At 60.8% G+C, this 20,557-nt stretch carries 18 protein-coding genes; 8 read left to right on the top strand and 10 right to left on the bottom strand.

Annotation, left to right across the window (positions count from 1 at the left end; all coding sequences use genetic code 11):
- Positions 1-14 precede the first annotated feature (14 nt).
- Positions 15-203, bottom strand: a complete 189-nt coding sequence (locus tag B1722_RS06895; protein ID WP_016985943.1) for a hypothetical protein — start codon at positions 201-203, stop codon at positions 15-17.
- Between the two features lie 350 nt (positions 204-553).
- Here B1722_RS06895 and B1722_RS06890 point away from each other — a divergent pair, with 350 nt between their 5' ends.
- The 3 genes from B1722_RS06890 to B1722_RS06880 all read left to right on the top strand — a co-directional run bounded on the left by B1722_RS06890 (position 554) and on the right by B1722_RS06880 (position 3,071).
- Positions 554-1,390 (top strand): S1 RNA-binding domain-containing protein, encoded by an 837-nt coding sequence (locus B1722_RS06890; RefSeq protein ID WP_041070234.1) that lies wholly within the window; start codon positions 554-556, stop codon positions 1,388-1,390.
- Positions 1,391-1,492: 102 nt separating this feature from the next.
- Entirely contained in the window at positions 1,493-1,897 is a 405-nt protein-coding gene (locus B1722_RS06885; RefSeq protein ID WP_086791950.1) for a DUF2177 family protein, read from the top strand.
- Between the two features lie 241 nt (positions 1,898-2,138).
- Complete coding sequence (locus tag B1722_RS06880) at positions 2,139-3,071, top strand: DMT family transporter (protein ID WP_086791948.1); 933 nt, start codon at positions 2,139-2,141, stop codon at positions 3,069-3,071.
- Here B1722_RS06880 and B1722_RS06875 read toward each other — a convergent pair.
- Positions 3,016-4,197, bottom strand: a complete 1,182-nt coding sequence (locus tag B1722_RS06875; RefSeq protein WP_086791946.1) for an MFS transporter — start codon at positions 4,195-4,197, stop codon at positions 3,016-3,018. The genes B1722_RS06880 and B1722_RS06875 overlap by 56 nt on opposite strands.
- A 104-nt stretch (positions 4,198-4,301) precedes the next feature.
- Here B1722_RS06875 and B1722_RS06870 point away from each other — a divergent pair, with 104 nt between their 5' ends.
- Both B1722_RS06870 and B1722_RS29770 read left to right on the top strand, forming a co-directional pair.
- Complete coding sequence (locus B1722_RS06870) at positions 4,302-5,195, top strand: LysR family transcriptional regulator (protein ID WP_041070227.1); 894 nt, start codon at positions 4,302-4,304, stop codon at positions 5,193-5,195.
- Between the two features lie 142 nt (positions 5,196-5,337).
- Complete coding sequence (locus tag B1722_RS29770; protein WP_003184145.1) at positions 5,338-5,466, top strand: PA1414 family protein; 129 nt, start codon at positions 5,338-5,340, stop codon at positions 5,464-5,466.
- A 107-nt stretch (positions 5,467-5,573) separates the two neighbouring features.
- Here the strand turns inward: B1722_RS29770 and B1722_RS06865 are convergent, their stop codons facing one another.
- The 5 genes from B1722_RS06865 to speB all read right to left on the bottom strand — a co-directional run bounded on the left by B1722_RS06865 (position 5,574) and on the right by speB (position 10,898).
- Complete coding sequence (locus B1722_RS06865; RefSeq protein ID WP_041070226.1) at positions 5,574-6,299, bottom strand: MBL fold metallo-hydrolase; 726 nt, start codon at positions 6,297-6,299, stop codon at positions 5,574-5,576.
- Positions 6,300-6,383: 84 nt separating this feature from the next.
- Positions 6,384-7,763: a sodium:solute symporter gene (locus tag B1722_RS06860; protein ID WP_041070225.1), complete on the bottom strand. Its 1,380-nt coding sequence runs from the start codon at positions 7,761-7,763 to the stop codon at positions 6,384-6,386.
- Positions 7,764-7,948: 185 nt separating this feature from the next.
- Positions 7,949-9,460 carry a cytosine permease gene (locus tag B1722_RS06855; RefSeq protein ID WP_041070224.1) on the bottom strand — a complete coding sequence of 504 codons (1,512 nt, stop codon included), beginning with the start codon at positions 9,458-9,460 and terminating at the stop codon, positions 7,949-7,951.
- Positions 9,461-9,514: 54 nt separating this feature from the next.
- Entirely contained in the window at positions 9,515-9,937 is a 423-nt protein-coding gene (locus tag B1722_RS06850) for a nuclear transport factor 2 family protein (RefSeq protein ID WP_041070223.1), read from the bottom strand.
- 10 nt (positions 9,938-9,947) lie between these two features.
- Positions 9,948-10,898, bottom strand: a complete 951-nt coding sequence (gene speB / locus B1722_RS06845) for an agmatinase (protein WP_003222717.1) — start codon at positions 10,896-10,898, stop codon at positions 9,948-9,950.
- A 383-nt stretch (positions 10,899-11,281) separates the two neighbouring features.
- Between speB and B1722_RS06840 the strand changes: the two genes are divergently transcribed.
- Together B1722_RS06840 and B1722_RS06835 are read left to right on the top strand one after the other, a co-directional pair.
- On the top strand, positions 11,282-12,175 hold the full coding sequence (locus tag B1722_RS06840; protein WP_007956593.1) for a LysR family transcriptional regulator: 894 nt from the start codon (positions 11,282-11,284) through the stop codon (positions 12,173-12,175).
- A 5-nt stretch (positions 12,176-12,180) separates the two neighbouring features.
- Positions 12,181-12,777: a tRNA-uridine aminocarboxypropyltransferase gene (locus B1722_RS06835; protein WP_086791944.1), complete on the top strand. Its 597-nt coding sequence runs from the start codon at positions 12,181-12,183 to the stop codon at positions 12,775-12,777.
- A gap of 144 nt (positions 12,778-12,921) precedes the next feature.
- On the opposite strand, the gene B1722_RS06830 is transcribed toward B1722_RS06835, so the two are convergent.
- The 3 genes from B1722_RS06830 to B1722_RS06820 all read right to left on the bottom strand — a co-directional run bounded on the left by B1722_RS06830 (position 12,922) and on the right by B1722_RS06820 (position 18,132).
- Positions 12,922-14,280, bottom strand: a complete 1,359-nt coding sequence (locus B1722_RS06830; protein WP_041070217.1) for an HlyD family type I secretion periplasmic adaptor subunit — start codon at positions 14,278-14,280, stop codon at positions 12,922-12,924.
- Between the two features lie 173 nt (positions 14,281-14,453).
- On the bottom strand, positions 14,454-16,616 hold the full coding sequence (locus B1722_RS06825) for a type I secretion system permease/ATPase (RefSeq protein ID WP_041070215.1): 2,163 nt from the start codon (positions 16,614-16,616) through the stop codon (positions 14,454-14,456).
- Between the two features lie 157 nt (positions 16,617-16,773).
- Entirely contained in the window at positions 16,774-18,132 is a 1,359-nt protein-coding gene (locus B1722_RS06820; protein ID WP_047292413.1) for a TolC family outer membrane protein, read from the bottom strand.
- A gap of 532 nt (positions 18,133-18,664) precedes the next feature.
- Here B1722_RS06820 and B1722_RS06815 point away from each other — a divergent pair.
- Positions 18,665-20,557: retention module-containing protein (locus tag B1722_RS06815; RefSeq protein WP_140395989.1), on the top strand; the 1,893-nt coding region annotated here is incomplete at its 3' end.

Genomic DNA, 20,557 nt, shown 5'->3' with positions numbered 1-20,557 from the left:
TGTTTTACCGGGTGTTACTTCTTGCCCAGGCTGATCTGCTTGGACGGGCCGAACGTCTGGCCGCTGACGCCTTTGGCAATTTGCTGGATTTCGCCGCCGGACTTGAGGAACGCTGCGATTTGATCATTGATCGATTCGCTGGTTTCAACGGCTGGAGCTGGCTTTGCTTTGCTGGTGGATGCTTTTACACGCATGGCGGCCATTAACCTGTAGAAAAGTAACTCGGCCAGGCATCGTACAGGAATAACTTGACAATTGCTTGATAAATATCCCCGGGAATAACTGAGTGTGCGGGTCGATTATTCTCGCTTAATTATTCGAAATATCCGCCTAAGCCACTGTTTTAAATAACAACATTTATTGCTCGTTACTGAAAATGTAAGCCGTGAAACGCTGCGTCAGGTGCCGCACTGGCCTGACGAATGGCGACTCGCTTGCGCCAAACCAAGGAAAATCAAGGTGCCCAGAGGATTTTCTTCGCCCGGTTGCTCGCTCGGCGAACGAGACCGGCAAAACCGGGTAGAATGCCGCCACGCAATGAGGGTTTTGGAAAATGGCTTTAGTCGGGCGTTACAACAGTTTGCAAGTGGTTAAACACACTAACTTCGGTTTATATCTGGACGGCGGTGCTGACGGCGAAATTCTTTTGCCCAACCGTTATATCCCTAAAGATATTCCCAGCGAAGATGAAGACTGGCTCAACGTATTTATTTATCTGGACAGCGAAGACAAACTTCTCGCTACCACTGAAAAACCAAAAGTTCAGGTCGGTGAATTTGCCAGCCTGAAAGTAGTTGAAGTCAACAGCATCGGTGTCTTCCTCGATTGGGGCCTGCCAAAGGATCTGTTGCTGCCGTATTCCGAAGAAAAGCGGCAGATGACCGCTGGCGAGTACTGCGTGGTGCACGTCTATCTCGATAAACACACGCGCCGCATCACCGCGACCGCACGTCTGGATCGCTACCTCGACAAGACACCGGCCAACTACAGCGCCGGTCAGGAAGTTGATCTGCTGGTGGCTGAAGCCACCGACATGGGTTTCAAGGCGATCATCAACAACAAGCATTGGGGCTTGATCCACAAGAATGAAATCTTCAAGTTCATGCGCTCCGGCATGCGCGAGAAGGGTTTCATCAAGGAAGTGCGCGCCGACGGCAAGATCAGCCTCAGCCTGCAACCGGTAGGTCAGGAAGCGGCGAGCAGCCTCAGCTCGAAAATCCTCGCCAAGTTGCGCGAAAACAATGGCACGCTGGCCGTCAGCGACAAGAGCGATCCGGCGCTGATCAGCAGTCTGTTCGGGGTCAGCAAGGGTAACTTCAAGAAGGCCATCGGTTCGCTGTACAAGGAAGGCAAGATCGTCATTCATGCTGATCGCATTGAACTAACCTGAGCCACCGCCGGCCCCATGTAGGAGCTGCCGCAGGCTGCGATCTTTCGATCTTCAAAGGCAAAAGATCGCAGCCTGCGGCAGCTCCTACATGAGGGTTTGCAGATGAAGAAAGCGTTAATTGCCTATGGCGCCACACTGCTGGCGTTTCTGTTGCTCGACGGTATCTGGCTCGGCGTATTGATGGCGCCCACCTACCGCGAGCTGCTCGGTTCGCTGATGCTCGAAAAACCGCTGCTGGTTCCGGCAGCGGTTTTTTATTGCCTGTACGTTTTTGGTTGCGTTCAGTTTGTGGTGTTGCCGGCGCTGAGCTGGCAACGCGCGGCAAAGATGGGCGCGCTGCTGGGGCTGGTGGCGTATGGCACGTATGACCTGACCAATTGGGCGACATTGCACGGGTGGTCGGTGCAGGTGAGTTTGATGGATTGGGCGTGGGGGACGTTTGCCACGGCTGTTGCCTGCTCGGTCGGTTTCCTGGTTGCGAAGCGATTTGTGAGGTCAGCTGCATAATCCTGGTTGTCTGGGCAGACGCCTTCGCGAGCAAGCTCGCTCCCACAGGGGAAGTGCGGTCGACTGTGGGAGCGAGCTTGCTCGCGAATGGCGGCGCAGCCGACAACCATTCACCTGTGACGTTACTGACGCATCCAAAGTCTTTTTCAGACGGCTTTTTTTGCCCGAGTGATTGATAATCCCCGACACAGATTTTCGACCAGTGGACGGCTGCCATGTTGTGTGTTTTCGAGGTGTTGCGGTGAGTGTCGAGCGGCGCAATGCCGACGGGTTTGCCTTGCAGGTGATGATCGGCCTCTGCCTGATCTGGGGCGTGCAGCAAGTGATGATCAAGTGGGCCGCGCCGGACATCGCGCCGGTGATGCAAGCCGCCGGGCGCTCGGGGATTTCTGCGCTGCTGGTGGGCCTGCTGCTGTGCTGGAAGGGCGGTTGGGATCAGGTGAGCAACACTTGGCGCGGCGGACTGCTGGCCGGTGCGTTGTTCGGTCTGGAGTTCTTCTTCATCGCCGAAGGTCTGCAACTGACCACCGCCGCGCACATGTCGGTGTTCCTCTACACCGCGCCGATTTTCACTGCGCTCGGCGTGCATTTCCTGTTGGCCAGCGAACGTCTGCGGCCGCTGCAGTGGCTGGGGATTCTGCTCGCGTTCGTTGGTATCGCCATTGCCTTCGCCGGCGGCGTGTCGTGGGACAACCTCGACCGGCGCATGCTGCTGGGCGACGCGTTCGGGGTCATTGCCGGCGCCTGCTGGGGCGCGACCACCGTGGTGGTGCGTGCCTCGCGTCTGTCAGAGGCGCCAGTGACGTTGACCCTGTTCTATCAGTTGATCGTCGGCTTCGCTGGCCTGCTGTTGATTGCGTTGTTTAGCGGCCAGATCAGCCACGTCAGCCTGACCCCCGTGGCGGTGGCCAGCGTGTTGTTTCAGGGTCTGGTGGTGTCGTTTTTCAGTTACCTGACCTGGTTCTGGCTGCTGCGCCGCTATCTGGCGGCCAATCTGGCGGTGTTTTCGTTCATGACGCCGCTGTTCGGCGTCACCTTCGGCGTGCTGCTGCTCGGTGAAGCATTGAGCGTGAACTTCGTCATCGGCGCGGTACTGGTGTTGCTGGGCATCACTTTTGTCAGCGCTGAGCAGTGGGTGCGTCGGCGTTTGCGCCAAGCCCTCGGCCAGCGCTGACTGACTGCAAGGCCAGCCCGCCGGCAATCAGCAGACCGCTGCCGGCGATCACCAGCGCCGGTTGCAAGCCGCCGCTGAAATGGCTGCTCAGCGCCGCCAGCAACGGGCCGCTGAGCTGGCCGACGGCAAAGCACGCCGTCAGCAGCCCGGCGTTGCGCTGGGTGCTGTGCGGCGCCAGTTCCCGCGAGCGTTGCATCACCAGTTGCATGCAAGCGAGGAACGGCATGCCGCACAACACCACCCCCAGCGCCAGGCCATAACCGCTGCCCAACAGACAGGCAAAGACCCCGAGCGCTTGCAACCACAGGGTGGCGGTCAGCCAGTGCCGTGTGGTGTTCGGGTCGTGGCGTCGCAGGCTCACCAGCAACACGCCGATGGCCGCGCCAAGGCCGAAGCACGGCCAGAACAGATCGGCCTGCCATTGCCCGTGAAACTGCGCGTTGGCCATTTGCGAAAGGAATGTGGCCGGGATGATGTAACCCAAGCCATACAGCGCATACACCACTGCCAGTCGCGGGATGCCGCGATTCGAATGATTGACGTTGAGCGTGGCGACCGGCGTGTGCACGCCCGGTTGCGGCAGGATTCGCACGATCCCCAGCAGCATCAGCATCGCCACGCCGGCATAGATCAGCCACAACGTGGCAGAGGTCTGGTTCAGCAGATGTGAGAACAGTGCCAGCAACCCGGTCAGAAAAATTCCCAGTCCGGGGCCGGCAAATACCAGCGCACCCAGCCGTGGCCGACCTGCCGCCGCTGCCAAAGGCTGACTCAGCGCCGTAATCATCACCAGCACCCAGGCACTCGCCACTCCGGTGCCGAAGCGCAGCAGCAAATGCGCCCAGAAACCGTTGGCCCAGAACGATGCCAGCGTCAGCACCACGCACAGCCACAAACCGCCATGCAAACGCCGCTGCACTTGCGGCGGACGATGGGCGAACATCGCATCCACCGCGCCCAACAGATAGCCGAGGTAGTTGGCCGCAGCAATCAGACCGGCGGCCGTCAGATCGATCTGGCCTTCGCTGAGCAGGTGCGGCAGTTGCGGGGTGAGGGCGAAACGCCCGATGCCCATGGCCATCATCAGGGCGATGAAACAGGCGGATAAGCGAATCAGTGGCGACAAGGTCAATATTCCTTTGGAGGAGCAATGACCGTCAGGCTAGAACCGATTGACTTTCTTTAAAATTGAATAATAGTGAGAAACTTGTTCTGTTATGGAGAAGGTTTGTGGAGTTCAGCCAATTGCGGATCTTTCAGGCAGTGGCCGAGGAAGGTTCGATCACCCGCGCCGCCGAGCGCCTGCATCGGGTGCCGTCCAACCTGTCGACCCGACTCAAGCAGTTGGAAGAGCAATTGGGCGTCGAACTTTTCGTTCGTGAGCGTCAGCGTTTGCAGTTGTCCCCTGCGGGAAAAGTCCTGCTGGACTACACCGGCAAGTTGTTCGCCCTGCGCGATCAGGCCAGTGCAGCGGTGATGGGCGGGCAGCCGGCCGGGGATTTTGTCCTCGGCACGCTGTACAGTACGGCGGCGATCCATTTGCCGGCGCTGTTGGCGCGCTATCACAAGCAATACCCGGCGGTGAACCTGCAAGTGCAGTCCGGACCCAGCGGCGAGTTGCTCGAAGGCCTGGTCTCCGGGCGCCTCGATGCGGCGCTGGTGGACGGCCCGCCGCAATTGGCCGGGATCGACGGCGTGCCGCTGTGTGAGGAGCGTCTGGTGCTGATCAGCGAGGCCGATCATCCGCCGATCCGCAGCGCCAAGGACGTCGAGGGAAGGGCGGTGTTCACCTTCCGCCATGGCTGCGCCTACCGCGCCCGGCTGGAGGCTTGGTTCGTCCACTATCAGGCGGCAATGGGCCGGGCGATGGAGATCGAGTCGTATCAGGGCATGCTTGCCTGCGTGATTGCCGGCAGCGGGGTGGCATTGATGTCGGAGTCGATGCTGGCCAGTCTGCCGGGGCGCGAGAGCGTTGCAGTGCACCCGTTGGCCGAACCGTTTGCCAGTGCGACAACGTGGCTCATGTGGCGCAAGGGCATGGTCGGGGCCAACCTCAATGCCTGGATTGAACAGCAGCAAGCGCTCTATCCTGTGGCATCGAGTGAACCCCGGCGGACGGCGTGAACCAACCCATCGTAATTCTGTTCAATTCAGTAACAGATCATTGCGGATTTGGCCGAGCATTGCGTAGGACTTCGGACTATTATCAGTGCGAAGCGGCCTCAGAATTCCGGCTGCTCAGCACTACCCTGAAGGGGGCATGACGATGAAAGAGAAAATTCAGAACTGGCTGCACGATTTGGGTGTTGCCCTCGGCTTGATCGAACCGCCTCTGCAACCCGTACCGATCCGCACCGATGACGAACAGCGCCGGCGTCAGCCTCGCCGGCGGTAGTGCTCAAATAAAAGATCAAAAGATCGCAGCCTTCGGCAGCTCTTACAGGGAATGTGTTTCCTGTAGGAGCTGCCGAAGGCTGCGATCTTTTGCTTTTGTGGTGGAACTCAAGCGTGCCCGCGCAGCCATGCGTCAATCATCGAACGCAAATGCCCGCCGGAAAAACTGCCGAAATGCCCGCCATGCACAGTGCGGATCGGCAGCGTCTGCAAGCGCCGCAGGCTGGCGGCGTAATCCTGCAGATCGGAGTGGTAGGCGTCTTCGATCAGCGGCCCGTCGTAGATGATGTCGCCGCTGAACAGCGTTTCGGTCGCCGCTTCATACAGGCTGATGCCGCCCGGCGAATGCCCCGGCGTGTGCAGCACTTGCAGCGTGCGGTTGCCCAGATCCAGTACATCGCCATCCTCGACAAACCCGGTGGCTGGCGCAGCCTTGACCCGGTATTCGGCGTAGCACAGCGGACAGTCCGGATGCGCCTCGAACATGTCGTCGCCGACGAAGGCCCGGCTCAGGTCATTCTCGCCGTCCGGCGCGGCGAGGATGTCGGCCTCGGCGCGATGCACCAGGCGTTCGGCGAATTCGTGATGCCCGGCGATGTGGTCGAAGTGGCAGTGGCTGGCGACCGCCACCAATGGCCGCTCGGTAATCCACGGCAACTGCTCGCGCAGGCTGACCAGTCCTGAACCGCTGTCGAGCAGCAGATCCTTGTCGCGGCCCTGGATGTGCCAGAGGTTGCAGCGATAGAACGGGCGGATGTACGGCTCGTGGATTAACCGAATGCCATCGCTCAGATTCTGAACTTCAAACCATTGATCGCGAGAAACAATCTTCATCAATCATTTTCTCCAGGCGAAAAAAACGGGTGTGGCAACCGACGCCACACCCGTCGAAGAAAGCATCAAGTCGTTACGTAAAGCTTAGATCGCGCTCGCCACCGTCGCCGGGCGAGGGGAGACCAGGCTGACCACCACAAAACTCACCAGGCCCACAGCCAGGCTGTAGTAGATCGGCGTGTTCGCATCCAGACCGTCCTTGAACATGAACAGCAGCGCGGTGGCGAAACCCAGGCCCATGCTGGCAATGGCGCCGGCGGTGGTCGCACGTTTCCAGAAGATCGCGCCGATCAGCGGAATCAGCATGCCGCCGACCAACAGGTTATAGGCCAGGGTCAGGGCGCTGATCACGTCATTCACCACCAGCGCAATACCCAGTACCACGACACCGGTGAGCAACGTGAACAGGCGGTTGACGCCTAAGCTCGACTGTTTGCCGCCGCGCAGTTTCGGCAGCAGGTCTTCGGTCAGGGTGGTGGCCGCGGCGAGCAGGCCGGCGCTGGCGGTGGACATCATCGCCGCCAGTGCCGCAGCGATCACCAGACCACGGATGCCGTCCGGCAGCGACAGTTTGACGATGGCGGCGAAGGCGTTGTTGACGTTGTCCAGATCCGGGATCAGCACGTGCGCAGCCATGCCGATCAGCGCGCAGGCCAGCCCGTAGAGGATGCAGTAGATACCGGCGATGCTGCCGGCGTACTGCGCGACTTTGGCGGTCTTGACGGTGAACACCCGTTGCCAGATGTCCTGACCGATCAGGATGCCGAAGAAGTAGATCATGAAGTAGGTGATGATCGTGTCCCAGCCGATGGTGGTGAAGTTGAACGCCGCTGCCGGCAGCTTCAGCACCAGTTCGTCCCAGCCACCGACGCGGTACAGGCAGATCGGCAACAGGATGAACATCAGGCCCACGGTCTTGATGATGAACTGGACGATGTCGGTGAGGGTCAGCGACCACATGCCGCCGATCGCCGAGTAGATCACCACCACGCCACCGCCGAGCAATACCGAGATCCAGAAGGGCAGGCCGAACAGCACTTGCAGCACGGTGCCGATGGCGAGGATCGAGGTCACGCCGATCATCAGCGCGTAGGCCAGCATGATCGCCGCGCTCGCCGAGCGGGCCATCGGGTTGTAGCGTTTTTCCAGGACTTGGGTAACGGTGTAGATCTTCAGTTTCAACAGCGGTTTGGCGAGGAACAGGTTCAGCGCGACGATGCCGCAACCCAGTGCCGCGCACAGCCAGAAGCCGGAAATGCCATGCACATAGCCCAGACGCACGGTGCCGACGGTGGACGCGCCACCGAGCACGGTCGCGGCCATGGTGCCCATGTACAGGCTCGGGCCCAGGTTACGCCCGGCAACGAGAAAGTCCTCGTTGGTCTTGGCCTTGCGCATGCCGTAGTAGCCGAGCAACAGCATGCCGGCGGCGTAGATGAGGACGACGAATAAATCCAAAGCCATGATGGCGTGTCTCCGATTGTCTTTTTTATGTGGAACGCTGAATCGAATGCCTCTCTGTGGCGAGGGAGCTTGCTCCCGCTGGGCTGCGAAGCGGCCCCAACAGCTTCATTGCGACTGCTGCGCAGTCGAGCGGGAGCAAGCTCCCTCGCCACAAGAACTCCAATCCTTCAAATTTTCTGTGTGAATCAGGCCGCCTGGCGCAGTGCCGATTTTGCTTGCGCCGCCGCGCCTTGACTGCGCGCATCCTGCGGTCCAAATACCTCCCGCGGTTCCGGGAACAGGCTCAGCAGTGTCAGGTACACCACCGACGCCAGACCCAGCGTCACCGGCAGGCTGATGTCGATGCCGCCGGCCATCTCGCCCAGCGGGCCGACGAACTGCCCCGGCAGGTTGACGAAGCACAGGCCGACCGCCGCGCTCGGGATCCATGCACCCAGACCACGCCAGTTCCAGCCGTGGTTGAACCAGTAGCGTCCGCCTTGTTCGCCGCGTGTGAACACTTGCAGGTCATCCGGGCAGTAGAAGCCGCGACGCACCAGCAGGCCGATGATCATGATCACCATCCACGGGGTAGTGCAGGTGATGATCAGCACGGCGAAGGTCGACACGCTCTGCACCAGGTTCGCCGCAAAGCGCCCGATGAAGATGAAGGCAATCGACAGCACGCCGATCAGCAGCGTCGCCTTGACCCGCGACAGCACCCGTGGGAACACGCTGGACATGTCCAGCCCGGTGCCATACAGCGAGGTGGTGCCGGTGGACATGCCGCCGATCACCGCAATCAGGCACACCGGCAGGAAGAACCAGCTTGGCGATACCGCCAGCAGGCCGCCCACGTAGTTGTTCGCCGCGATGTAGTCCGGCGCCTTGATCGCGACGATGGTCGCGGTGCTCAGGCCGAACAGGAACGGAATGAACGTGGCGATTTGCGACAGCACCACGGCGGCCATGATTCGCTGCTTGGAGGTGTCACGCGGGATGTAGCGCGACCAGTCGCCGAGAAACGCACCGAAGGAAATCGGGTTGCTCATCGCCACCAGCGCCGCGCCGATGAACGCCGCCCAGAAGCCCGGTTGCCCGAGGTTCACGGTGCCTGCGTAGTTGACGTCGAAAGGACCGGCGAAGGCGAAGATGCCCAGCAGGAACAACAGGCTGGCGCTCCACACCGCGATCTTGTTCACCCACAACAGAAAGCGGAAGCCGTAGATGCACACGGTCAGCACCAGAATCGCGAACAGACCGTAGGCCAGGCCCAGGGTCAGGTCGGTTTCCGGCAGACCGATCAGGCGTTTCGCCCCACCGATCAATGCATCGCCCGAACTCCACACCGAGAGCGAGAAAAACGCGATGGCGGTCAACAGCGACAGGAACGAGCCGACGATCCGCCCGTGCACGCCGAAGTGCGCCCCGGAGGACACGGCATTGTTGGTGCCGTTGATCGGGCCGAACAGGCCCATCGGGGCGAGAATCAGCGAGCCGAGCAGCACGCCCAGCACAATCGCCCAGACACCGGCCTGAAACGACAGGCCGAACAGTACCGGGAAACTGCCGAGCACGGCGGTGGCAAAGGTATTGGAACCACCGAAGATCATCCGGAACAAGTCCGTCGGGCCTGCGGTGCGTTCGTGGTCCGGGATCTGTTCGACTCCGTGGGTTTCAATTTGCGTAAGGCTTTGGTCGTTGTTGTTGTTATTCATGATCTGCTCCGATCATAAAGGCGCGCTCATCGTGCGTGAGCGTCACCCGTTTGGCTAAGGGGATGGCAGCCCTTCCGGCATTGCGGACAAATGTTCGTGGCAGGCCAGCCAATGGCCTTGTTGTTCTAGGCTCGACGCTTGTTTCCTGAAAACAATCGTCTCGCGCTCCTGGCTGAAATGTTGCTCCCCTTGCATGCGCAGCTCGGTGGCCACGTCATGGATAAACACCGCCACGTCACCTTGCAGGCTGACGAAGGCGTTGCTCGAAGTGCACGACAGCACTTCAAAGCCATCCTCGGCGCGCCAGCTGTCCCACAAGGCCTGATAGGCATCGCGCGACAGCAGCGGCTGTTCGAGGGTGTAAAACACGAAACTCGCATCGGCGCTGAACGCGCCGAAATAAGCTTCGCGATCGTTGCGAGCGAAGGCGGACACCAGATCGGCAGCCGCTCTCAGAACCTGATCACGTTCGTGCATGGCCGAACCCTCAGCGGTGGACCACGCCCGGCAGTACGCAGAGCATTTCGTACAGCAGGTTGGCGGCCAGCAGCGAGGTGTTGCCGGTGGTGTCGTAAGCGGGCGAGACTTCTACCAGATCGCAGCCGATCAGGTCGAGGCCCTGACAGCCGCGAACGATTTCAATCGCCTGAATGGTCGTCAGACCCCCGATTTCCGGGGTGCCGGTGCCTGGCGCCCAGGCCGGGTCGATACCGTCGATGTCAAAGCTCAGGTACACCGGGCCGCCACCGACTTTCTCGCGCACTTCGGCCATCAGCGGGGCCAGCGATTTGTGCCAGCACTCTTCGGCCTGCACCACGCGGAAACCCTGATCGCGGCTCCAGTTGAAGTCGTCAGCGGTGTAACCCTGCGCGCGCAAACCAATTTGCACCACGCGGTCGCAGTCCAGAAGACCTTCTTCGACGGCGCGACGGAAGGTCGTGCCGTGGGCGATCTTCTCGCCGAACATGTGATCGTTGACGTCAGCGTGGGCATCGATGTGCACCAGACCGACCTTGCCGTGCTTTTTATGGATGGCACGCAGGATCGGCAGGGTGATGGTGTGGTCACCACCCAGGGTCATCGGGATCACGTTGTGCTCGAGGATGTTGTCGTAGGCTTCTTCGATGATGCGCACGGCGTCGAGCAGGTTGAAGGTGTTGATCGCCACGTCACCGATGTCGGCAACCGACAGCGAGTCGAACGGCGCGGCGCCGGTGGCCATGTTGTACGGGCGGATCATCACCGATTCGGTGCGGATGTCGCGCGGCCCGAAGCGGGTGCCGGGGCGCAGCGAAGTACCGATGTCCAGTGGCACGCCAACGAAGGCAGCGTCCAGGCCGGCAGCGGTCGGTACATGGGGGAGTCGGAGCATGGTGGCGATGCCGCCGAAGCGCGGCATTTCGTTGCCGCCCAGTGGTTGGTGAAGAATCTTGTCCACGGGTAGGGCCTCATCGTCTTTGTTTTATTTATGTCGGCGCACCGTCCAGCACAGGTTCGGACGCCGCTGTGGGGTCGATTCTGCGAAATGTAGTGGCGGGGAAGAATCGCTACGGGCAAAAACTTAGTTCAGATTTTTCTAAACTAATGGTCAGGCCCGGGATAGACTCTTCGGGCATGTATTGATGAACCTGTGGCGAGGGAGCTTGCTCCCGCTGGGCGGCAAAGCCGCCCCAAAACCACACGACTCGGTACACCTGATCAACTGTATTTGCCGGGTTTGCGACTGCTTCGCAGCCGAGCGGGAGCAAGCTCCCTCGCCACAGGGGATGTGGTGTGGTGCAGCGTTCTACGCACCTGTGATCCTTGTTTGTGGAGTACCTGATGGCCAACGCTTTACCCGACCTGAAACTATTGCGCATCTTCGTCAGCGTGGTCCGACATCAGGGCTTTGCCAACGCGCAGCAGGAACTCAACCTGTCGACCTCGGCGATCAGCACCTACATGAGCCAGCTCGAAGCCGCGCTTGGTCTGGTGTTGTGTCATCGCGGGCGGGGCGGGTTCAGCCTGACCAGCAAGGGCGAGCTGTTCCATCAGGAAACCCTGCGCCTGCTGGCCGAACTTGAAGGTTTCGAGCAATACGCTGCTGCACTCAAGGGCGAACTGCGCGGTACGCTCAATCTCGGAGTGATCGACTCCACCGTCAGCGACAAGGCCTTGCCGTTCGCCGAAGCCATCGGCGCTTATAGCCAGGAGCACCCGGCGGTGCATTTGCACTTGTCGGTGATGAGCCCCTACGAATTGCAACTCGGTGTGCAGGACAACCGCCTCGATCTGGCCATCGGCGCGTTTTCCACGCGCATGAGCGGCCTGGTGTACATGCCGCTGTACCGCGAGCAGCACTGGCTGTATTGCAGCAGCCGCCATCCGCTGTTCAACGAACGGCGGATTCCCGAGCAGGTCATCACTCAGCAACGCATGGTCGGCCGTGGTTATTGGAGTCAGGCGGAACTGGCGCGCCACGGTTTCAAACACAGCGCGGCGACCGTGGAAAGTATGGAGGCACAGCTGATTCTGGTGCTGTCCGGCGCCTACATCGGCTACCTGCCGGAGCACTACGCTCAGGCCTGGGCCGACAAAGGAGACTTGCGCGTGTTGCTGCCGGCGACCTTCGGTTATCAGGCGCCGTTTTCGATGATCATGCGCCGGGGCCGCAGCCGCGAACCGCTGATCCAGACCTTCCGTGATTTGCTCAAAGCACAGCTCAATCAGGCATAAGAACCATGTCCAGACCCCAATGTCCGCGCTGCCTGCGTCCACAAAGCCACTGCCTGTGCCCGCTGATCCCGAGCCTCGACAGCCGCACCCGCGTTCTGCTGTTGCAGCATCCGAGCGAGGTTAACCATGCGTTGAATACTGCGCGGTTGGCGGCGCTGGGTTTGGCCAATGCCGAGTTGATTGTCGGTGAGATATTCGAGGATCTGCCGGCGCTGCTCAATCGGCCGGGATATCAGGCGCGGTTGCTGTTTCCCGCTGACGATGCGCAGCCGCTGCAGGCTTACCGCGAATCCGATCAACCGTTGTTGCTGGTGGTGCCGGACGGCACCTGGCGCAAGGCACGCAAGATGCTTCATCTCAACCCGCTGCTGGCGGCGTTGCCGCGGGTGACGCTGGCGCAGGGTGGGGTGTCGCGCTACCGGTTGCGCAAGGCACCGGGGCCGGGGGCGTTGTCAACGATTGAGGCGATTGTGCAGGCGCTGGAAACTCTGGAAGCGCCGATGACGTTTGCGCCGTTACTGAAGCCGTTCGAGGCGTTGATCGAGGGGCAGATTGCGGCGATGGGGGCGGAGGTTTTTCAGCGCAATCATGGCGACAGATAGTTGATGTCTGGGCTGGCCCCATCGCTGGCAAGCCAGCTCCCACAGTGTCCGTGTCGAACACAAAATCTGTGAGCACCTCAGAACCTGTGGGAGCTGGCTTGCCAGCGATGAGGCCAGTCAATTCACCACCAGATCCAGAAACTTCTACCGCTCGCGCATCGCCTCGGTCCGCGCTTTCAGCACCGGTTTCAGCAGGTAATCCAGCACACTTTTCTCCCCGGTAATAATGTCCACCGTCGCCACCATGCCCGGGATGATCAGCAGCGGTTTCACATCGCCGCCCAAGTGGTTTTTATCGGTGCGCACCTGAATCAGGTAGAAGCTGTTGCCCTTGTCATCGGTAATCGTGTCGGCGCCGATCAGTTCCAGTTTTGCGCTCAGCCCGCCGTAGATCGTGTAGTCATAGGCACTGAACTTGACCATGGCTTTCTGGCCCGGATGCAGGAACGCGACGTCTTGCGGACGCACCTTGGCTTCGATCAGCAGGTTGTCCTCCAGCGGCACGATTTCGACCATGTCGCTGCCCGGCTGCACCACGCCGCCAATGGTGTTGACCTTGAGCTGCTTGATGACCCCGTGCACCGGCGAGGTCACGGTGGTGCGGCTGACGCGGTCGTCGATGGCGATGCTCGAGGCGGTGATTTTCGACAGGTCGGTGCGTTTCTGATTGAGGTCTTTAGCCGCGTCGGAGCGGAAGGTCTGCTCCGATTCGTCGATCTTGCTCTTGATCTCATTGATCGCCGATTCCGCCCGAGGAATCGCCAGGGTCGTCGCATTCAGCGAACCGCGAATCTCCACCGCGCTGCGTTTGAGTCGCAGGATTTCCACCGGCGATACGGCGCCGGTGCCGACCAGAGGCGACGACATGTTCATCTCTTGTTGCAACAGCGCCAGGCTGGAACTGTACTGACCTTGTTTGGAACGAAACTCCGCCAGTTCCTGAGTTTTCTGCCGCAGCTGTTCAGTGAGGGTGCGTTGTTCGCTGGCCAGTCGACGCTGGCGCTGGTCGTACAACGCACGTTCGTCTTCGGCCACTTGTGGCGCCTTGCTGACGACTTCGTCCGAGAGTTTCATCGGCCGCCCTTCGGCTTCAGCCGACAAACGTTCGACCTGCGCCATCAACGCATAACGGTCGGCCTCGCTCTCGCCCTTGTTCGACAGAAACCGCGTGTCATCCAGGCGCAGCAACTTGTCGCCCTTGTTCACCATTTGCCCTTCACGCACGAAAATCTCGGTGACGATCCCGCCCTCGAGGTTCTGGATCACCTGGACCTTGCTCGACGGAATCGCCTTGCCTTCGCCCATGGTCACTTCTTCAAGCACCGCGAACTTGGCCCAGACCAGCGCACTGATCAACAGCGCCGCCGCCAGCCACACGGTGATCCGCGACCAGCGCGGCGAATCCTGCAGTGCAGCGCCGGCGGTTTCCGGCATGAACTCGGCTTCGGCGCTTTTGCCGAAACTGTCGAAGTAGCCGCGCTCTTTCGAAGATGAAGCTGACATGCGGCGATACCCCTCACTCAAGAGAAACAGGTCAACACAATCCTTGTGGCGAGGGAGCTTGCCCCCGCTGGGTTGCGAAGCAGCCCCAAAGATCTTGTGGGCGCTGCGCACCCAAGCGGGAGCAAGCTCCCTCGCCACAGAAAGTAGGTGGCCACAGGTTTATGTTGCATCAACTAAACCGCCGCCGAGCCGACGCGGCCCTTGCGCAGTGCATCGATGACCGCTTCTTTCGGGCCGTCGGCGACGACCCGGCCGTTGTCCAGGACCAGCAGCCGGTCCACCAGGCTCAGCATCGAGGTGCGGTGGGTGACCAGCAGCAGCGTCTTGCCTTGCACCCAGCCGTGCAGCTTCTGGCGCAGCAGGTCTTCGCTGCTGTTGTCCATGGCGCTGGTGGGTTCGTCGAGCAGCATGATCGGCGGGTCGAGCAGCAGCGCCCGGGCCAGCAACACCGCTTGGCGCTGGCCACCGGAGAGCAGTTGTCCGCGCTCGCCCACCGGCCGGTCGAAACCTTGCGGATGCTGCCGCGCCAGTTCGGTAACGCCGGTCAGTTCAGCGACTTCGAGCATGCGCGAGTCGCTGATGTAGCGGGCGCCGAGGGTCAGGTTGTCGCGCAGGCTGCCGGCCAGCAGCGGCAGGTCGTGGGCGACGTAACCGATCTGCTGGCGCAGGTCGGCGACATCCAGTTGCCGCAGGTCGAGGCCGTCGAGCAGCAACTGGCCTTCCTCGGGTTCATAGAAACCCATCAATAGCCGCGCCAGGGTGCTTTTGCCCGAGCCGCTGCGACCGATGATGCCGATCCGCTCGCCGGGTTTCATGCTGAAGCTGACGTTGCTCAGCGCCGGTGCATTCTGACCGTTGTAGTGAAAGGTCACGCCACTGACGTCCAGCGCACCTTGTAGCTGTGTACGTTCCAGTGGCCGCTGCTTGCCGTCACGCTCCTGCGGCAGGCCCATCAGCGCGTCGGTGCTTTTCATGGTCAGTTGCGCTTGCTGGTAGCGGGTGATCAGCCCGGCGATCTGTCCCAGCGGCGCGAGCACACGGCTGCCGAGCATGTAGCTGGCGACCAGCGCACCGACGCTGAGGTTGCCGGCGATGATGCTGTAGACCCCGGCAACGATCGTCGCCATCCCCGAGAACTGTTGGATGAACAGTGTGCCGTTGGTCGCGAGCGCGGAGAGGTTGCGCGCATGGCTGTCGAGGCGGGTGAGGGCGCCGTGGGTGCTTTCCCATTTGTGCTGGCGCTCGCTTTCGGCGCTGCAGGCCTTGAGGGTTTCCAGGCCGCCGAGGGTTTCGATCAGCAGCGCCTGCCGCTCGGCGCCGAGGCTCAGGCTTTTCTGCACGGTGTCGCGCAGGCGCACCTGAATCGCCAGAGCAAAAATGATCGTGATTGGAAACGCCAGCAGCGGAATCACCACCAGCCAGCCGCCGAGCAGGCCGATCACCACCAGCATCAACACCACAAAGGGCAGGTCGATCAGGCTGGTCAGGGTCACGGCGGTGAGGAATTCGCGCAGGCCCTGAAAGTCATGAATGCTCTGGGCGAAACCGCCGATGGTCGCCGGCCGGGCCTTCATCGCCATGCCGGTGATGCGTTCAAATAAAGTCGCGGAAAGGATCACGTCGGTTTTCTTGCCGGCGGTGTCCAGCAGGTGCGCGCGCACCACCCGCAACACCAGCTCGAAACCGGTGCCGATCAACAGGCCGATCGCCAACACCCACAGGGTCGAAGTGGCCTGATTCGGTACCACGCGGTCGTAGGTCTGCATGACGAACAGCGGCACCATCAGGCCCAGCAGGTTGATCAGAAAACTGGCGAGGATCGCATCGCTGTACAGCCATTTCGACAGCTTCAGCGTGTCGCGAAACCAGGCGTGGACCCGCGGCACCAGCGGTGAACGCAAGTCTTCGAGTTCGTGGCGCGGACGCGCGAACAAGGCTTGACCGCTGTAGTGCTCGGCCAGTTCTTCGCGCTCGACCCATTGCTCGCCGCCATCGGCTTCGCTGGGCAGGATCAGCGCTTTGCCGTCATCGCCAAAACGCCGCAGGACGGCGGTGCGCCCATCCTTGAGCAGCAACAGGATCGGCAGATTCAGTGCAGAAACATCCTTCAGTTCTCGCCGCAACAGGCGCGCCTGCAAACCGGCCCGGGCCGCTGCACGGGGCAGCAGGTCCAGGCTCAGGCGTTGCTTGTTCAGGGGCAGCCCGGCACTCAGGCTGGCGCGACTGACCGTCGCGCCGTGGAGCTTGCAGAGGATCAACAGACCGTCGAGTAACGGGTCATCGAAGCTCAGCCGCGGATCGATCCCGGTGTGTCCGCCTTCGGCCATGCTGGTCATATTGATCGCCCCTGTAATGACTGGTCCAACCTTGTGGCGAGGGAGCTTGCTCCCGCTTTAGTGCGCAGCACTCACAAAATCTTCATCGTTGAACGTTTTTGGGGTCGCTGCGCAACCCAGCGGGAGCAAGCCCCCTCGCCACAAGGGATCGTGAGACTTACTTCAGCTCAGGCAGGCGCGCTTCGTTTTTCACCTCGGTCGCCGCGATCGCATCCGCCGGCAGCACCACCCGTTGCTTGCTCAGCAACTGGCCCATGTTCGCCAGCACGCGGTACATCGAATATTCCTCGGTGTAGCGGATTTCGGTGTAGCGGCGGTTGGCGTTGTAGAGCTCGTTTTCACTGTCGAGCAAGTCGAGCAGGGTGCGTTGGCCGAGGCCGAACTGATCCTGATACGCCGCGCGCACGCGTTTGGTGGTCTCGGCGTATTCACGGGCGGTCGGGGTCTGTTTGTTCGCGTTGACCATGGCGTTCCACGCCAGGTGGATGTTCTCGTTCAACTGGCGCAGGGCGTTGTTACGAATGTCCATCGCCTGGTTGATCTGGTGCGCATCGGACGCCAGTCGGGCCTTGTCGCTGCCGCCACGGAACAGGTTGTAGTTCATGATCACGCCCACGCGCCATTCGTTGTCGTGGCCTTCATCGCCTTGCACGTTGTTGTTCGCACCCACCGCCGCTTCGGCATCGAATCGAGGATAGAACGGCGACTTGGCAACTTCGTACTGGCTCTCGGCTGACTGCACGTCCGCCTGCGCGGATTTCAGATACGGGTTGTTCTCGACCATGCTCTGCTGGGCTTCCGGCAGGCTGGTGGGAATTTCGCCGCGGGTCGACGGTGGTGCTTCGAGTTCATCGGGCATGCGCCCGACCACGGCGTAGAAGTTCGATTCGGCGTCGGCCAGATCGACTTCGGCGGTGTCGAGGTTGTTTTGCGCCAGCGCCTTACGGGCGACCGACTGATCGGAGTCGGCGGTACTGCCGATGCCGCGCTGGGTGCGCAGGCCGATCTGATCATTCACGCGCAGGTGCGCTTGCAGGTTGTTCTTGGCCAGGGTCACCAATTCGCGCCGCTTGAGCACTTCGAGGTAGACCTCGATTGTGCGCAGCGCCAGATCCTGGGCGGTGCCTTGCGCGTAGTAGGCGCGCGAGTTGGACACGCCCTTGGTGCGCTCGACTTCATTGGCCGTGTTGAAGCCGTCGAAGATCATTTGTCGCAGTCGCAGTTCCGACTGGGTGTAATTGAGAATTTCGGTGTGGTGATTACCGAAAGCCCGGGTATTGGTGTTGTCGCTGTAGCCGCGCCCGTAGGCGGCATTCAAGTCGACGGACGGATAGAAGCCGCCCTTGGCCACTTTCACTTGCTCATCGGCCGACAGTTTGGCGTCCACACGCGAGGCGAGATCCGGGTGGGTGGCAATGGTGCTCTGGATTGCTTCGGTCAGGTTCATGGCCTGGGCTTGAGAAGTGCAAGCCATGGCCAGCAAAACCGCGCTGCAAAGGGGGGTTAAAACGCGCATGGGGTGCATCTCCCTGGTCCTGATGGTGTGTTACTGTCGCCAAATATTTGACGATAATTTAAGGTGTAAGCGTTTCACTCTTGTAACAACAGAGCTAAGAACATCCTGAAGCGTAGCTAAGAAAAAATTTTCATAAGGCTTATGCCGAAAAAAACTTATGCGCTTGGCCAAAATCGGCACATTGTTCAGGACGAAAGCCTTTGTTTATGCGCTTCAGGGAGCACGGAGAGGCTTGAGGAAAGTTCCATTCACTTTGCGACATACGGCGAAGTAATGCTGAAGGGGAGGGACGCGTAGCGGCAGATGGGTGACGGTTTTTTGTCACTCGGGTGATTCACCACCGTTACGTAGCGCTAGTGGGTTTGCGGCATCAATCAGGATTGCGCAGTGCTTGAAAGCATCGACCTTTCCTTGTTTGCGCTACCTGCGAAACGAACTGTCGAGGTGCGAGCGTCACCCCGGCAACCCGCTTGAGCCATGGGCGTGCTTCGCGAACCAGTGCCGACGGTGTTCGGCAGCGGAGGAGTTTCACATGGCAACGCTCATCGGGATCGTCACTAAAGTCATTGGTCAGGTTTTTGCTCAAGGCACCGACGGCACTCGCCGCGCTTTGGTCGAGGGCGACCGCTTGTTTGCCGGCGATCAAGTGATCACCGGCGCAGAAGGCGCTGTCGCCATTCATTTGCAAAATGGCCACGAACTGACCCTGGGTCGCGACAGCAGCATGACCCTTTCCGGGCAACTGCTGGCCAATCAGGCGGTGCATGTCGACTCCCCTGAAGCGCTGACGCCGAGCGAAGCACAGCTGACTGACGTCGAGCAGATTCAGAAAGCCATCGCTGCCGGCGAAGACCCGACCAAAGCCGCTGAAGCCACCGCTGCGGGCCCGAATGCGCCGACTGGCGTGCCGGGCGAGGCAGGCGGTGGTCACAGCTTTGTGTTGCTGACTGAAGTCGGTGGACGAGTGGATCCGGTCATCGGCTTCCCGACCGCCGGTTTCAATGGCATTCCCGAGTTTCCCGAAGAGCGGCATAACGCGGTGATCGACAATGGCAACAACACGCCGATCGTGCCGCCGCCGGTCAACAATCCGGTGACGCTCAGCGGCCTCGCGGTGCCGGGGGGCGAGCTGACCCTCAACGAAGCCAACCTGCCCGACGGCTCCTCCTCCAACCCCAGCGCGCTGACTCAGAGCGGCAGCTTCACGGTGTCGGCGCCAGACGGCTTGAGCAGTCTGAACATTGGCGGCATCAGCGTGATCAATGGCGGCGTGGCGGCGGGTTTCCCGCAGTCGATCACCACGCAACTGGGCAACACCCTGACCATCACCGGTTACAACGCTGCGACCGGGGTCGTCAGTTACAGCTACACCCTCAACGGCAATGACGCCCATCCGGCCGGTGACGGCGCCAACAGCCTCAGCGAACATTTCACCGTGACTGCCGGTGACAGCAATGGCGACAGCGCCACCGGCTCGCTCGACGTCAACATCATCGACGACGTGCCCAGAGCGGTGAGCGACAGCAACGCCAATACCGCGTCGGAAACCCTGCTGACCCTTACCGGCAACGTGCTGACCAACGATGTGCAAGGTGCTGACCGCGTGCCCACCGGGCCTGTGACTGCGGGCACCTTCACCGGCACTTTCGGTACGCTGGTGTTGAATGCCAATGGCACGTACACCTACACCCTGAACACCAGCGACGCGGATTTCAAAGCGCTGCACGGTGGCGGTAACGGCACAGAGACGTTCACTTACACCATCACCGATTCTGACGGTGACACCAGCACTGCGAATCTGGTGCTGCAGATCTACAACAACGACGATCCGGTGCTGATCAATGGCTGGAACGCCGAGGGCGGCGAGCTGACTGTTTACGAAAAAAATCTCAGCACTGGCAGCGAGCCGGATTCCAACGCACTAATCCAAAGCGGCACCTTCACGATTACCGCTTTGGACGGCGTCACCACGCTGACTGTGGGCGGCATTGCCGTGGTTACTAATGGTGTGGCTGCAGGCTTCCCACAATCGGTGACCACGCCGCTCGGCAGCACGCTGACCATCACCGGTTTCAACGCAGCGACTGGAGTGGTCAGCTACAGCTACACGCTGGATCACAACGACGCCCACCCAACCGCCAACGGTGCCAACAATCTGCCCGAGCAATTCGCCGTCACCGTGGTGGATGACAACGGCACCACTGCCAATGCGACCCTCGACGTCAATGTGATCGATGACCTGCCAAAAGCGGTGAACGACAGCAACGCCAACACCGCGTCGGAAACCAATCTGACCCTCACCGGCAACGTGCTGACCAACGACGTGCAAGGTGCCGACCGCGTGCCCACCGGGCCTGTGACTGCGGGCACCTTCACCGGAACTTTCGGTACGCTGGTGTTGAATGCCAATGGCACGTACACCTAC

It is taken from the genome of Pseudomonas sp. SCPG-7 (assembly GCF_002156405.1).
Taxonomy (GTDB): domain Bacteria; phylum Pseudomonadota; class Gammaproteobacteria; order Pseudomonadales; family Pseudomonadaceae; genus Aquipseudomonas; species Aquipseudomonas parakoreensis.
This window is presented reverse-complemented; position numbering and strand designations above follow the sequence as displayed.